Genomic DNA, 14,691 nt, shown 5'->3' with positions numbered 1-14,691 from the left:
CCCCACATGCCCAGCCGTCTGAAGGACTACCTGATCACCTTGAGCGCCGTTCTGTATCTGAGCGCCAATGCCCTCGCCGCGCCAAGCGCTACACCGGACTATGCGTTGCTCAGCCGCTCGGCCACCGAGGCCGTTCAAACTGTCCTGCAGCCGTCACAACGGCAATGGCTGCAGACTCGCAGCGAACTGAAACTGGGTACCTCCGCACCTGATTACCCGCCATTCGACATGACCGTCAGTGGCCAGGACTACGAGGGACTGACCGCCGATTACGCAGGGATTCTCGGTCAGGCCACCGGTTTGCCGATTCGCGTGCAACGCTTTCCCTCGCGCGAGGCTGCAATTCGCGCCTTGCTCGATGGCCAGATCGACCTGCTTGGCACAGCCAACGGCTACGAAGCAGGCAATGCCAACCTCGCGCTTTCCAGACCCTATGCGGTCGATCAGCCGGTACTGGTAACCCGCGAGGACGAAACCCGCTCGCTGACCGAAGGCCTCGCCGGGCTGCGCCTGAGCATGGTGTATCACTACCTGCCGGTGCCCGAGATCAAAGCGCTGTATCCCAAAGCGCTGATCACCTGCTATCCGTCCTACCAGAACGCAATCAACGCGGTGGCCTTCGACCAGGCCGATGTGTTTCTCGGCGACACCCTCTCCACCCATTACATGATCAACAAGGGCTATCTCAACAATGTCCGTATGGCCAACTTCGGCAAGCAGGAAGCCCATGGCTTCAGCTTCGCCGTGCGGCGCAGCAATCCGCAGCTGCTGGGCATCATCGACACGGTGCTCGCAGCGATCCCGGGCAGTCAGCGCGACGACATCGCCAAGCGCTGGAGCGCCGGCAGCGACCTGCTGCTCACTGACAGAAAACTGCAGCTGACTGATCGTGAGGAAAACTGGCTCAAGCAGCATCCCGTCGTCAGCGTGGTGGTCAATGAAGCTTACGCACCGTTGACCTTCTTCGACAGCGCCGGCAATTTCCGCGGCATCAGCGCCGACCTGCTCGAGCTGATCCGCTTGCGTACCGGCCTGCGTTTCGAGGTTCAGCGCAGCCGCAACGATGCGGAAATGATCAGGCAGATCGACAACCACAAAGCCGATCTGATTGCCGCCCTGCTGCCCAGCGCCGAACGTGAAAAAAACCTGAGCTTCAGTCGCCCGTATCTGGAAAATTCCTACGTGCTGCTGACCCGCAAAAGCGCCGACAGCCCGACCAATCTGGGCCAACTCAAAGGCAAGCGTCTGGCGATCGCCCAAGGCAATCCGCTGGTCGCCTACTTGCATGAGAATTTTCCGGGCATCGAACTGATCGAAACCCCCGACACGTTCAGCGCCGTGTCGATGCTCGCCGACAACCATGTCGACGGTGCGGTGAACTCGCTGGTGATCGCCAACTATTTCATCTCCTCGCGCATATTCGATCGGCCACTGCAAATCACCACCACGATCGGCACCAGTCAGGCAGCCTTCTCGCTGGCGACCGCACGTGACAACACCGAACTGGCCTCGATCATCAACAAGGCGCTGCTGAGCATCGCTCCCGAGGAGCTCGGCGTGATCAACGGCCGCTGGCGCGGTTACTCCACGGCATCACAGAACATCTGGCAAAACTACCAGCGCCTGTTCTACCAAGTGGTCGCAGCCGCCGGCCTGATCCTGCTGCTGTTGTTGACCTGGAACGCCTACATGCGCCACCAGATCAAACAACGCCAGGCTGCCGAACGTGCACTGAACGATCAACTGGAGTTCATGCGCTCGCTGGTCAACGGCACGCCGCACCCGATCTACGTGCGAGATCGCCAGGGTCTGCTGCAAAGTTGCAACGACAGTTATCTCGAAGCGTTCAACGCCAGACGCGAGGACATCATCGGCAAAGGCGTGATGCAGGGCACCCTGAGCAACGCATGCGAGGCCGAGGCATTCCAGGCCGATTACCAGAGAGTCATTGCCGAAGGCACTCCGTTGATCCTCGACCGGCCCCTGCACATCGGCAACCGCCGTTTGACGATTTACCACTGGATTCTTCCCTACCGCGACTCCAGCGGTGACGTTCAAGGGATTATCGGCGGCTGGATAGACATCAGTGAACGCCGCCAATTGTTTGAAAAACTGCGTGCAGCCAAAGAACAGGCGGACGAGGCGAACCGGGCCAAAAGTACCTTCCTGGCAACCATGAGCCATGAGATCCGTACGCCGATGAACGCCGTGATCGGCATGCTCGAACTGACCCTGCGACGCATCGATCCGCAACACCCCGATCGCGCATCGATCGACACGGCCTACCATTCGGCCAAGGATCTGCTCGGGCTGATCGGCGATATCCTCGACATTGCCCGCATTGAGTCTGGACGTCTGAGCCTGTCCCCGGAGTGGATCAATCTGGTCGACACAGTAACCTCCGTTGCCCGCATCTTCGACGGCCTAGCGCGGCAGAAAAACCTTGCCTTGCAAGTCGTCTTCAACCCGCCGCACCCGGCTGTGGATGTGCATCTGGATCCGCTGCGCTTCAAGCAGGTGCTGTCCAACCTGGTCAGCAACGCTATCAAGTTCACCGAAAGCGGCCACGTGCGGATCACCCTCGACCTGATCCCGGCAGACGCTGCTGGTCGAACATTGATGCAGCTGACCGTGCAGGACAGCGGCTCAGGCATCAGCGCCGAAGATCAACAGCGCTTGTTCGAGCCATTCTCGCAGGCGGAAAACGGCAGTCGGCAGGCAAAAAACGGCGCCGGACTGGGGCTGGTCATCAGTCGCAACCTGTGCGAAATGATGGGCGGACAACTGCAGTTGAGCAGCCAGCCCGGCATCGGCACTCAGGTGTGCATATCGCTGCCGCTGGACAGCCTGCCGGCAAAGGCGAATCCGCCGAAAAGCGAACCGTTGATCAAGCCTGCGACAACGCCGTTACATGTCCTGGTTGTCGACGACCATCCGGCCAACCGTCTGCTCATGTGTCAGCAACTGGAATTTCTCGGACATCGCTTCAGCATTGCCGAAGATGGCTGCAGCGGCCTCGAACGGTGGAAGGCCGATCATTTCGATCTGGTGATCGTCGACTGCAACATGCCCTTGATGAACGGCTACGAGATGACCCGTGGGATTCGCCAGCTTGAACTGCAAAATCATCGCCCGCCGTGCACCGTGCTGGGTTTCACCGCCAATGCCCAGCCGGAAGAAGTCCAGCGCTGCAAGCTCGCCGGCATGGACGACTGCCTGTTCAAACCGTTGAGTCTGACCCTGCTCGGACAGTGGATCGACGGCATCACGCCGGCTTCACCGGCCTCGGTGTTCGATCTGCAAAGTTTGAGCTTGCTGACCGGCAACAACCCGGCGCAGACCCGACGCATGCTGGTGGAGCTGCTCAAGAGCAGCCGCCTCGACCGCGAGGAACTGCTCAGGCTGTCGCCCGAGGATGATCGCGAAGCGCTGGCGGTGGTTGCGCACAAGATCAAGGGCGCAGCACGCATCGCGCAGGCCTCGCGGTTGATCGAATGTTGCGATGAGCTTGAGACCGCTTGCCAGCAAGCGCTCGCGCCACAGGAGATTGCCCGTCGCTGGGCGGCAACCAGCCAAGCGATGCTCGAACTGGCGCAGGCCCTGCAACAGCAATTGTCCCTGGCCGATCAAGGCACAGTCAGCGAGTCTTAACTATGCTTGGACGCTGAGCAGTGAGTTAAACATTCATGGAGAGCCTGCAATGCACAGCCCACTGCGCCCCGAGCAACGCCGGTTGCCGCTGCACGTGCACATCAGCGTCATGTTCACCTTTCTTTTATTGCTTACGGGCGTGGTGCTGGGCCTGTTCAATTACCACCAGACCACGCAGATCATTCTGTCGAGCAGCGAAAAGCTGTTTGACCGCATTGAGCAGGATGTACGCCTCGATCTGCAGGCAACCTATCAGCCGATCCGCAACCTGCTGAGCCTGCTGGCGGACACCCCGGCGGCCCACGCGAGTGATCTGGAACACCGCCTGCCGTTGCTCAAACCCTTCAGCCAGTCGCTCACCGATAACCCGGCGCTGGCATCGCTGTATCTGGGTTATACCAATGGTGATTTCTTCATGGTGCGCGCGCTGCGCACTCCGGCTCTGAAGGCACAGCTTCAGGCGCCGGAAGCGGCGGCCTATCAAGTCTGGAGCATCGAGCACGAGCCGCAAGGCACTGTACGCTCGCAATCACTGTTCTTTGATCAGGCCCTGACGCCGCTCAGCCGCCGCGATCATCCAGGCGAGCCATACGATCCGCGCAGCCGGACCTGGTTCAGCGACGCCCTGCAACAGGCCGGGCAAATCACCACCGAGCCCTATGTATTTTTCTCGACCCACAATGTCGGCACCACGCTGGCACGGCGCAGCGGCGAGAACGCGGTGATCGGCGCCGACCTGACCCTCGCTTCGCTGTCGACCGCCCTGGGCAAGCACCGAGTCACGCCTTCGACAGAGATCGCGTTGTACGACACCGACGGCAACGCCGTGGCCTATCACGACAGCCATCGCCTGATCGTCGATGACCGCACTGCGCGTCTGGCCAGAGTGGCCGATCTCAGCCCTGAGCTGAACGCGCTGCTCAGCTCCGACATTATCGGCAAGCGTCTGCAAGTAAACGATCGGCAATGGATCGTCGCGCGCACCAGCATCGAGGAAGGCGGGCCGAAAGGTCTGCAACTGGCGCTGCTGGTGCCGGAAGACGAATTGCTGGTGGATGCGTTCCGGATGCGCTGGCAAGGCGCGCTGATCACCCTGGCCATCCTGTTGCTGTGCCTGCCATTGGGCTGGGTGATTTCGCGGATTCTGGTCAAGCCGCTGCATGCCCTGGTCAAGGAAGCCGACGCGATCCGCAGCTTCGACTTCAGTTCTCCGCTGGCGCGCCGCTCGCCCGTACTGGAAGTCGATCAATTAAGCCTGTCGATGGCGCGGATGAAAGAAACCCTCGGCAGTTTCTTCCGCATCACCGACAGCCTTTGCGCCGAAACCCGTTTTGCCCCGCTACTCGAACGCGTGCTGTTCGAAACCGTGCAGATCGCTCAGGCGCAGGCCGGTCTGATCTACCTGCGCGAAGCCGACGGCGCGCGCATGGAGCCTTATGGACTGGTCATCGATGGCGTACCGCAGAAGCTGGAGGCGTTCGACATTCAGGGACGCGAGTTGCATAAGAACACCGGCCCGGCGTGGTTCGAGCAACTGGCCAGCGCCAACAATACCGTCAGCCATCTGGGCTTCGATCAGGCCGGCGACTTGCAGAAAATCCTCCTGGCCATGGAATCACCGCGCATTCACCTGATCGGCATCCGCCTGCACAACCAGCACGATGAAACCATCGGCCTGCTGATTCTGCTGGTCAATGACAGCGGCGCGCCGGGCGATCTGGAAAAGCTGCGCCCCGACCGTATCGCCTTCTTGCAGGCGGTGTCCGGCGCAGCGGCGGTGAGCATCGAAAGTCAGCGTCTGCAAGCGCGGCAGAAACAACTGCTCGACGCCTTCATCCAACTGCTCGCCAGCGCGATCGATGCCAAGAGCCCCTACACCGGTGGCCATTGCCAGCGGGTGCCGGAGTTGACGCTGATGCTCGCCCAGGCTGCTGCGGCAAGCCATGACCCGGCGTTCAGCGGCTACCAGCCGAGCGAGGATGAATGGGAGGCGTTGCACATCGCTGCGTGGCTGCACGATTGCGGCAAGGTCACGACGCCGGAATACGTGGTCGACAAAGCCACCAAGCTCGAGACCATCAACGACCGCATCCACGAAATCCGCACCCGCTTCGAAGTGCTCAAGCGTGACGTGTGGATCAACTACTGGCAGACGCTGGCAAGCGGTGCAGACGAAGCGGCGCTGGCCCGCGCCCGTGATAGTGAGTTGCTGATGCTCGATGACGACTTCGCCTTTGTCGCCCGCTGCAATCTCGGTGGCGAGGCCATGGCCGAGGCCGATCTGCTGCGCCTCGAGCAAGTCGCGCAACGCAGATGGCTGCGCACACTTGATGATCGCCTCGGTGTGTCCTGGGAAGAAAACCGCCGCCGGGCAAAAACACCGGCGCCGACACTGCCCGTCAGTGAAACACTGCTTGCCGACAAACCCGAGCATCTGATCGAACGCGACAAGAACGAGCTGATCCCCGAGGACAACCCCTGGGGCTTCAAACTCGATGTACCCGCGTACAAGTACAACCGCGGCGAGTTGTACAACCTGAAGATCGCCCGTGGCACGCTGACCCGCGAAGAGCGCTACATCATCAACCATCACATGGTGCAGACGATCATGATGCTCAGCCACCTGCCCTTCCCCGGTCACCTGGACAGCATTGCCGAGATCGCCGGCGGTCATCATGAAAAAATGGACGGCACCGGGTATCCGAAACGGCTGAAGCGCGAGGAGATGAGCCTGCCGGCGAGGATGATGGCGATTGCCGATATTTTCGAAGCGCTGACTGCCGCCGATCGCCCTTACAAGAAAGCCAAGTCGCTGAGCGAAGCGCTGGCGATCATGGCGACCATGTGCCGTGAAGCGCACATCGACGCGCCGTTGTTCGGCCTGTTCATCAATGAGGGTGTGTACATGCAGTACGCGACGCGGTTTCTCGATCCCGCGCAAATCGACAGCGTGGATACGGCCAGCCTGTTGCACAAGGCTGGCCTCAGCGGTTGATCAGCAGTCGGTCAGGCGCAGGAAAATCGCCGCCAGTTGCTCAATGCCGGCCTGATCCTCGGCGCCGAAACGCGCCAGCTTCGGGCTGTCGAGGTCGAGCACGCCGATCAGGCGACCGTCCTTGATCAACGGCACCACCAGTTCGCTGTTGGACGCGCTGTCGCAGGCGATGTGGCCCGGGAAGGCATGCACATCCTCGACGCGCTGGGTTTGCAGGCTGGCAGCAGCAGCGCCGCAAACACCGCGCCCGAACGGGATGCGCACGCACGCGATCTGGCCCTGAAACGGGCCGAGCACCAGCTCTTCGTTGCGATTGAGGTAGAATCCGGCCCAGTTAAGATCATCGAGCTGGTTGAACAGGAATGCGGAAAACTGCGCGGCATTGGCGATGAAGTCGCGTTCGTCCGCCAGTAGCGATTCCAGTTGCGCGGCCAACATACCGTAGCCTTCGAGGCCCTGGCCGCTTTGTTGCAAATCAATCATGCCTTGTGCTCCAGCAATTTCAGTCCCACCCAGTAGCGGGCGAATTGATACGCGCAACGTCCGTTGCGATTACCGCGGCCGGTGGCCCAGCGCACGGCGAGGATGTCCAGTGCTTCGTCGCGCTGCCAGCTCAGGCCGGCCTTGGCGGCCAACTGGCCAATCCAGTGCTCGACGACGTTGAGAAAATGTTCCTGGGTAAACGGGTAGAACGACAGCCACAGACCGAAACGGTCAGACAGGGCGATTTTGTCTTCCACCGCTTCGCTCGGGTGCAGTTCGCCGTCGACGCGCTTCCAGTTTTCGTTGTCGCTTTCCTTTTCCGGCACCAGGTGGCGGCGGTTGGAAGTGGCGTACAGCAAGACGTTGTCGGGGGCCTGCTCGAGCGAACCGTCGAGCACGCTTTTCAGCACGCGGTAGTCGCCTTCGCCGGATTCGAACGAGAGGTCATCGCAGAACAGCACGAATCGTTGCGGCAATTTGGCAATTTGCTCGACCACCCGTGGCAGGTCAGCCAGGTGATCGCGTTCGATCTCGATCAGACGCAGGCCGGCACCGGCGTGCTCGGCCAGCAACGCACGCACCAGCGAAGACTTGCCGGTACCGCGCGAGCCCCAGAGCAAGGCGTGGTTGGCCGGCATGCCATCAAGAAATTGTTGTGTGTTGCGCCCCAACTGCTCCAGCTGCCGGTCGACGCCGATCAGGTCGGACAGACGCATGTCGAGGCTGACTTCCAGCGGCAACAGGTAGCCGCTGCGACCGTCACGCTGCCAGCGCGCTGCCAGGCATGTGTTCCAGTCAATGACGGGGCGCGGTGCCGGCAACAGTGGTTCGATTCGCGCCAGAACCGACTCGGCGCGTTCAAGAAAAGCATTCAATCGGGAATCCACGTCTTCTCCTCGGGCACTTTCACAGTGATGATGACGATCCAGCGACGACATACAGATAAAATCGCCTCAGCAAGCCTTGTTACAAGGCGATTCGGGAACCTCGGTATCCCTGCATGATCGACTATGCTTGAGCAGCGAAGGGAAACGGAAGTGGTTCAACAACCCATGGATATCAAATTCACCCACCGGCTGTCTTACAAGCAAGCCAGGCTTACCGTGCTGGTCGGGTTCATTCTGGGCACCCTGCTCAGTCTGCTGCAGATCGGCATCGATTATGCCAGCGAAGACGCTTCCATCAACCGGGAAATCCTCGCACTGCTGGAAATCAGCCACAATCCGGCCTCGCGCATCGCCTATAACATCGACGCCGAACTGGCGCAGGAGCTCACCCTCGGCCTGCTGCGCTCGCCGGCGATCATCGCCGCGCAATTGATCGACAACAACGAGACCGTCCTGGCCAACGTCAAACGCCCGGAACTGCAGAGCAGCTATCGGCTGATCAGCGACTTCCTGTTCGGCGCCAAGCGTCATTTCGAAGATCGCCTGTACCTCGACCATTTGCCCAACGAATCCCTCGGCGTCCTCAAACTGGAAGTCGACACTTACGCCTTTGGCAGCCGCTTCTTGCGCCGCGCGGAAGTCACTCTGCTCAACGGTTTCGCCCGCAGTCTGCTGCTGACCGGCATCCTCCTGGCGCTGTTCTACGTGATGCTGACCAAGCCACTGGTGCGGGTCATCCGTGAGCTCAGCGGCCGCGACCCGCGCAGCGCCGAGCCGACCACGCTCGAGTGCCCGGCCGGCCACGGCAACGATGAGATCGGGGTGCTGGTCAAGGTCGCCAATCAGCAGTTCGAGAACATCGCCACCGAAATCCAGCAACGGCGCACCGCGGAAAACCGCCTGACCGAATACCTCGCGCAACTGGAAGACATCGTCTCGGCGCGCACCGCCGAGCTCAAGGCAATCAACGCCCGCCTCAGCCAATCCAACGAAGAACTGGAAGTAGCACGCCGCACCGCGCTGGACATGGCCGAAGCGCGTTCGGCGTTTCTGGCCAATATGAGCCATGAAATCCGCACACCGCTCAATGGTTTGCTGGGGATGATCGCGCTGTCGCTGGATGGCCCGCTCAACGCCGAGCAGCAGCAACAGCTGTCGATCGCCCACGACTCGGGCAAGGTGCTGGTGGAACTGCTCAACGATATTCTCGACCTGTCGAAATTCGACGCCGGGCAACTGGAGCTGGAAAACATCCCGTTCGACCTCGGCTCGCTGATCGAAGACACCGCCAACCTGCTCTCGCAGAACGCCGCGCCGAGCGTCGAGCTGACCTGCCTGATCGAGCCGCACTTCCCGGCGCTGGTACTGGGCGACCCGACCCGGGTGCGGCAGATCGTCAGCAACCTGCTGTCCAACGCGCTGAAATTCACCCGCTTCGGTCGGGTCGATGTGCGTCTGTCGGCGTACAAGGGTGGCGTGCGCATCGAAGTCTGCGACACCGGCATCGGCATTGCCCAGGAAGCGCAGGTGAAAATCTTCCAGCCGTTCACCCAGGCAGGCGCCGGTATCACCCGTCAGTACGGCGGCACCGGGCTGGGACTGGCGCTGACGTACAACCTGTGCGAGGCGATGCAGGGTCGGCTGACCATCAGCTCCGAAAGCGGCTTCGGCAGCCAGTTCTGCGCCGAACTGCCACTGCCCTCTCACACCCGCGCGCTGCCGCCGATACCGTTACGCGGCAAGGTTCTCGCCATCACCGCTGCCAGCAGTGGCTTGGCGGAATTGCTGAAAAGCCTGTTGCCGGTGTGGGGCCTGGAATACACGCAGCGCACCATTGATGATTCGCTGCTGGGCCTGAATCCGGATGTGCTGATCACCGATTGTCCGGAATGCCTGTTCGGTCTGCGCCCGAGCATCACTGCGCCGATTCTGCTGGTGACTGCTTACGGCAGTTTTCTGCCCAGCGAAGAAGCCGCCGCCCTCGCCCCCTTGCAGCAGCAAGCCCGGCCGCTGGCGCGCAACGCGCTGTACCAGCATCTGCGACGGATTCTGCAACCGGAGGTCGCCGCCCTCACCGAAGCGCAAGCGGACGCCTCGCCATCCGCGCGCCGGGGCAAGGTGCTGCTGGTCGAGGACAACCCGGTCAATCAACTGGTGGCAAAAGGCATGCTTGGCAAGCTTGGCTGCGATGTGGTGGTGGCGGGGCATGGCGCCGAGGCGCTGGATCAGCTGGAGTTCGCCGATTTCGATCTGGTGTTGATGGACTGCAACATGCCGGTGATGGACGGCTATGAAGCCAGTCGGCAGATTCGCCAGAGCGGGCGCTGGCCGAATCTGCCGATTGTCGCGCTGACCGCCAATGCCATGTCCGAGGAACGCGAACGCTGCCGCGCGGCGGGCATGAGTGACTATCTGGCCAAACCGTTTCGCCGCGAAGAACTCGCCGCGCTGCTCGATCAGTGGATGCCGACTACGCCAGCGCTTTGATTTCTCCGAGCAAGTGATCGAGGCCGGCGCGCAAGTCGTTGAGCCGGTCCAGATCAACGCCACTGTCGCAGAGCAGGCGAGCTTTCAGCGGACCGACCCGCTCGCGCAATGCGGCTCCGGCAGGCGTCAGGCTCAGGTGCATCTCACGTTCGTCGCGCGCCGAGCGCCGACGCCGGACCAGATCGATCTGCTCCAGACGCTTGAGCAATGGCGTCAACGTCCCCGAGTCCAGCGCCAGACGTTCGCCCAAGGCCTTGACCGTCGGTTGCTCCGGCGCAGCATCCTGCCATTCCCACAGCACCAGCATCGCCAGGTACTGCGGGTACGTCAAGCCCAACTGATCGAGCATCGGCTTGTAGGCACGAATCACCGCCCGCGAGGCCGCGTACAGCTTGAAGCACAACTGGCTGTCGAGCTTCAGCGAGTCACCCGGCTGGCTCATTTCAGCAAAGCTTCGATCTCGCCGCTCAGGTCCTGCGGCTTGGTCGTCGGGGCGAAACGCTTGACCAACTGGCCATCCTTGCCGATCAGGAACTTGGTGAAGTTCCACTTGATGCCCTGCGAGCCGAGCAGGCCCGGGGCGCGCTTCTTCAACTGCACGAACAGCGGGTGAGCATCGGCGCCGTTGACGTCGATCTTCTTGAACAGCGGGAAGCTGACGCCGAAATTCAGTTCGCAGAACTCGCTGATGGCGCCCTCATTGCCCGGCTCCTGTTTGCCGAACTGGTTGCAGGGGAAACCCAACACCACCAGCCCCTGGTCCTTGTAGGTCTGCCAGAGTTCTTCGAGGCCCTTGTATTGCGGGGTGAAGCCACACTTGCTCGCGGTATTGACCACCAGCACGGCTTTTCCGGCGAAATCGGCCAAGGTCTTTTGCTCGCCCTTGATGGTGGTGCACGGGATATTCAGCAGGTTGTTGCTCATGGGTCGGCTCCGCAATGGTCAGGAAGCGCAAACATAACGAGCAATTGAATTGTGTGCAATCTAATTGCTTGATAAAAAGGCGACGCGATGTCGCCTGTTTCGGTTATTCCCGCGGCTCGAGATTCAGGCACACCGAGTTGATGCAATAACGCAAGCCAGTCGGTGGCGGGCCATCCGGGAACACGTGCCCCAGATGCGCATCGCATCGCGCGCACTTCACTTCAGTGCGGATCATGCCGTGGCTGGTGTCGCGGATCTCAGTCATCGCGCTATCGCCGATCGGCGCGTAAAAGCTCGGCCAGCCGCAGCCGGAGTCGAATTTGGTCTTGGAGTCGAACAGCGGCTCGTCGCAGCAGACACAGTGGTAGACACCGTCGGTTTTGGTGTCGTTGTATTTGCCCGAGAACGGACGCTCGGTGGCACTCAGACGGCAGACGTTGTATTGCTCGGGGTCGAGCATGGCACGCCATTCTTCCAGGGTTTTCTGCAACTTTTCCATCATCACACCTCAGCGGCTGAAAAAGCCCGATCTGTACCTTTTCCACGGATCGGGCGGCACGTATGATTGCGCCTCGTCACGCGCCAGTCTGGCAGCCAGACCGGGCGCATTCAAACGGATTCTGAGCGCAAAAGCGCCAGACCTCCGCCTGTGCGAAGACGCAGCAATCCCAGTACGGTTGTCCATTTGCCGCCTGGATCGTTCATTTTCGGGATCACATCGCCATGCAGTTCAGCAAATCGAACAAGCTCGCCAACGTCTGCTACGACATTCGCGGCCCGGTGCTCAAGCACGCCAAACGACTGGAAGAGGAAGGCCAGCGCATCCTCAAGCTGAACATCGGCAACCCGGCGCCGTTTGGTTTCGAAGCGCCGGACGAAATCCTCCAGGACGTGATCCGCAACCTGCCGACTGCGCAGGGCTACAGCGACTCCAAAGGCCTGTTCAGCGCGCGCAAGGCGGTGATGCAGTACTACCAGCAGAAGCAGGTTGAAGGTGTCGGCATCGAAGACATCTATCTGGGCAACGGTGTGTCCGAGCTGATCGTGATGTCGCTGCAGGCGCTGCTCAACAACGGCGACGAAGTGCTGGTGCCAGCCCCGGACTATCCGCTGTGGACCGCTGCCGTCAGCCTCGCTGGCGGTAACGCTGTGCATTATCTGTGCGACGAAGGCGCCGACTGGTTCCCGGATCTGGCCGACATCAAGGCCAAGATCACCCCGAACACCAAGGCCATGGTGATCATCAACCCGAACAACCCGACCGGTGCGGTGTACTCGAAGGAAGTGTTGCTGGGCATGCTGGAAATCGCCCGGGCGCACAATCTGGTGGTGTTCTCCGACGAGATCTACGACAAGATTCTTTATGACGACGCCGTGCACATCTGCACCGCTTCGCTGGCGCCGGACCTGCTCTGCCTGACCTTCAACGGCCTGTCGAAATCCTACCGCGTGGCCGGTTTCCGCTCCGGCTGGATTGCCATTTCCGGGCCGAAACACAACGCGCACAGTTACATCGAAGGCATCGACATGCTGGCCAATATGCGCCTGTGCGCCAACGTGCCGAGCCAGCACGCGATCCAGACCGCGCTGGGCGGCTACCAGAGCATCAACGATCTGGTGCTGCCGCAGGGTCGCCTGCTGGAGCAGCGTAACCGCACGTGGGAACTGCTCAACGACATTCCCGGCGTCAGCTGCGTGAAGCCGATGGGCGCGTTGTATGCGTTCCCGAAAATCGACCCGAAGGTCTGCCCGATCCATAACGACGAGAAATTCGTGCTTGATCTGCTGCTTTCCGAGAAGCTGCTGGTGGTGCAGGGCACAGCGTTCAACTGGCCGTGGCCGGACCACTTCCGCGTGGTCACCCTGCCCCGCGTCGATGATCTGGAAATGGCCATCGGCCGCATCGGCAACTTCCTCAAGTCCTACCGCCAGTAATGCGCCAGCAGTGCGCAACGGATTGGCTGTTGCGCACTGTCTGATTCAGCAACACATCTTTGCTCAGCGCCTTTGCAGCCCTTCTACACTTGCGATGCGAGCCGTACAGACGTATCTGACCTAATGGCGGCGGGGCGAAAGGCTGTGTCATCCGTGTCGGAATCGAGGGTGGGAATTTTCTTTTTCCTCAAGAAACCGCTGTAGGACACAGTTTGAAATAGTCACTCGGTTGAATAGCCCGGTGCCGCACCTTATATACCCCGCAGTACGCTACATCTTTAGCTTGAGGAGAGTTCTACAACCATGATGCGCATCCTGCTGTTTTTGGCCACTAACCTGGCGGTCGTGCTGATAGCCAGCATCACCCTGAGCCTGTTCGGCTTCAACGGGTTCATGGCGGCCAACGGGGTCGACCTCGACCTCAGTCAGCTGCTGGTTTTCTGTGCGGTCTTTGGTTTCGCCGGCTCGCTGTTCTCGCTGTTCATCTCCAAGTGGATGGCGAAGATGAGCACCGGCACGCAAATCATCAGCCAGCCACGCACCCGTCATGAGCAATGGCTGCTGCAAACGGTCGAGCAATTGTCCCGCGAAGCCGGGATCAAGATGCCTGAAGTCGGGATTTTCCCGGCCTACGAAGCGAATGCTTTCGCTACCGGCTGGAACAAGAACGACGCGCTGGTCGCGGTCAGCCAGGGCCTGCTCGAGCGTTTCTCGCCCGATGAAGTGAAAGCCGTACTGGCCCACGAAATCGGTCACGTCGCCAACGGCGACATGGTCACGCTGGCGCTGATCCAGGGCGTGGTGAACACTTTCGTAATGTTCTTCGCGCGGATCATCGGCAACTTCGTCGACAAGGTCATCTTCAAGAACGAAGAAGGCCAGGGCATCGCCTACTACGTCGCGACCATCTTCGCCGAACTGGTGCTGGGCATCCTCGCCAGCGCAATCGTCATGTGGTTCTCGCGCAAGCGCGAATTCCGTGCCGACGAAGCCGGCGCCCGCCTGGCCGGTACCAGCGCGATGATTGGCGCTCTGCAACGTCTGCGCGCCGAGCAGGGCCTGCCGGTGCATATGCCCGACACCCTGAACGCCTTCGGCATCAACGGTGGCATTAAACAGGGCTTCGCCCGCATGTTCATGAGCCACCCGCCGCTGGAAGAGCGTATTGACGCACTGCGTCGTCGCGGTTGATTCGACCGAAGTGAAAAAGAAGGCCCGCAGCGATGCGGGCCTTTTTTTGTTTCTTTAGATCATGCGTTGTCGGCAAAGTCCCAGTCGCGAGCAGGCTCGCTCCCACCTTTGAAATGCATTCCCCTGTGGGAGCGAGCC

At 60.9% G+C, this 14,691-nt stretch carries 10 protein-coding genes; 5 read left to right on the top strand and 5 right to left on the bottom strand.

The genetic code is table 11. The features are described 5' to 3' along the window. Window positions 1-6 precede the first annotated feature (6 nt). A complete protein-coding gene (locus F8N49_RS02085) occupies window positions 7-3,651 on the top strand; it encodes a transporter substrate-binding domain-containing protein (RefSeq protein ID WP_151550693.1) in 3,645 nt (1,214 codons plus the stop codon). A gap of 49 nt (window positions 3,652-3,700) precedes the next feature. Next, window positions 3,701-6,646, top strand: a complete 2,946-nt coding sequence (locus tag F8N49_RS02080) for an HD domain-containing phosphohydrolase (protein ID WP_151550692.1) — start codon at window positions 3,701-3,703, stop codon at window positions 6,644-6,646. Here F8N49_RS02080 and F8N49_RS02075 read toward each other — a convergent pair whose 3' ends face one another. Further along, a complete protein-coding gene (locus tag F8N49_RS02075) occupies window positions 6,647-7,129 on the bottom strand; it encodes a GAF domain-containing protein (protein WP_122707252.1) in 483 nt (160 codons plus the stop codon). After that, on the bottom strand, window positions 7,126-8,016 hold the full coding sequence (locus F8N49_RS02070) for an ATP-binding protein (RefSeq protein WP_064120239.1): 891 nt from the start codon (window positions 8,014-8,016) through the stop codon (window positions 7,126-7,128). Before F8N49_RS02070 ends, F8N49_RS02075 begins: the two co-directional genes overlap by 4 nt. Window positions 8,017-8,181: 165 nt before the next feature. On the opposite strand from F8N49_RS02070, the gene F8N49_RS02065 reads away from it, so the two are divergent. Further along, entirely contained in the window at window positions 8,182-10,503 is a 2,322-nt protein-coding gene (locus F8N49_RS02065) for a response regulator (RefSeq protein WP_073472439.1), read from the top strand. On the opposite strand, the gene F8N49_RS02060 is transcribed toward F8N49_RS02065, so the two are convergent. The 3 genes from F8N49_RS02060 to msrB all read right to left on the bottom strand — a co-directional run bounded on the left by F8N49_RS02060 (window position 10,487) and on the right by msrB (window position 11,926). Further along, window positions 10,487-10,945 (bottom strand): MarR family winged helix-turn-helix transcriptional regulator, encoded by a 459-nt coding sequence (locus F8N49_RS02060; protein ID WP_151550691.1) that lies wholly within the window; start codon window positions 10,943-10,945, stop codon window positions 10,487-10,489. The genes F8N49_RS02065 and F8N49_RS02060 overlap by 17 nt on opposite strands. Continuing rightward, entirely contained in the window at window positions 10,942-11,427 is a 486-nt protein-coding gene (locus F8N49_RS02055) for a glutathione peroxidase (RefSeq protein ID WP_071173117.1), read from the bottom strand. The genes F8N49_RS02060 and F8N49_RS02055 overlap by 4 nt, the downstream gene beginning before the upstream one ends. Window positions 11,428-11,530: 103 nt before the next feature. Further along, window positions 11,531-11,926, bottom strand: a complete 396-nt coding sequence (gene msrB, locus F8N49_RS02050) for a peptide-methionine (R)-S-oxide reductase MsrB (protein WP_095182199.1) — start codon at window positions 11,924-11,926, stop codon at window positions 11,531-11,533. Window positions 11,927-12,150: 224 nt separating this feature from the next. On the opposite strand from msrB, the gene F8N49_RS02045 reads away from it, so the two are divergent. Further along, window positions 12,151-13,362: a pyridoxal phosphate-dependent aminotransferase gene (locus tag F8N49_RS02045; protein WP_151550690.1), complete on the top strand. Its 1,212-nt coding sequence runs from the start codon at window positions 12,151-12,153 to the stop codon at window positions 13,360-13,362. A gap of 303 nt (window positions 13,363-13,665) precedes the next feature. Continuing rightward, complete coding sequence (gene htpX, locus F8N49_RS02040; protein ID WP_007908619.1) at window positions 13,666-14,553, top strand: protease HtpX; 888 nt, start codon at window positions 13,666-13,668, stop codon at window positions 14,551-14,553. Window positions 14,554-14,691 lie beyond the last annotated feature (138 nt).

The organism is Pseudomonas sp. GXM4 (genome assembly GCF_008923895.1).
Classification (GTDB): domain Bacteria; phylum Pseudomonadota; class Gammaproteobacteria; order Pseudomonadales; family Pseudomonadaceae; genus Aquipseudomonas; species Aquipseudomonas atacamensis.
This window is presented reverse-complemented; position numbering and strand designations above follow the sequence as displayed.

Excerpts from the sequence above, each read along its gene's own strand:
- htpX (WP_007908619.1), top strand. The coding sequence starts at position 13,666 with ATGATGCGCATCCTGCTGTTTTTGGCCACTAACCTGGCGGTCGTGCTG.
- F8N49_RS02065 (WP_073472439.1), top strand. The coding sequence starts at position 8,182 with ATGGATATCAAATTCACCCACCGGCTGTCTTACAAGCAAGCCAGGCTT.
- F8N49_RS02055 (WP_071173117.1), bottom strand. The coding sequence starts at position 11,427 with ATGAGCAACAACCTGCTGAATATCCCGTGCACCACCATCAAGGGCGAG.
- F8N49_RS02060 (WP_151550691.1), bottom strand. The coding sequence starts at position 10,945 with ATGAGCCAGCCGGGTGACTCGCTGAAGCTCGACAGCCAGTTGTGCTTC.
- F8N49_RS02085 (WP_151550693.1), top strand. The coding sequence starts at position 7 with ATGCCCAGCCGTCTGAAGGACTACCTGATCACCTTGAGCGCCGTTCTG.
- F8N49_RS02080 (WP_151550692.1), top strand. The coding sequence starts at position 3,701 with ATGCACAGCCCACTGCGCCCCGAGCAACGCCGGTTGCCGCTGCACGTG.
- F8N49_RS02045 (WP_151550690.1), top strand. The coding sequence starts at position 12,151 with ATGCAGTTCAGCAAATCGAACAAGCTCGCCAACGTCTGCTACGACATT.
- F8N49_RS02075 (WP_122707252.1), bottom strand. The coding sequence starts at position 7,129 with ATGATTGATTTGCAACAAAGCGGCCAGGGCCTCGAAGGCTACGGTATG.
- msrB (WP_095182199.1), bottom strand. The coding sequence starts at position 11,926 with ATGGAAAAGTTGCAGAAAACCCTGGAAGAATGGCGTGCCATGCTCGAC.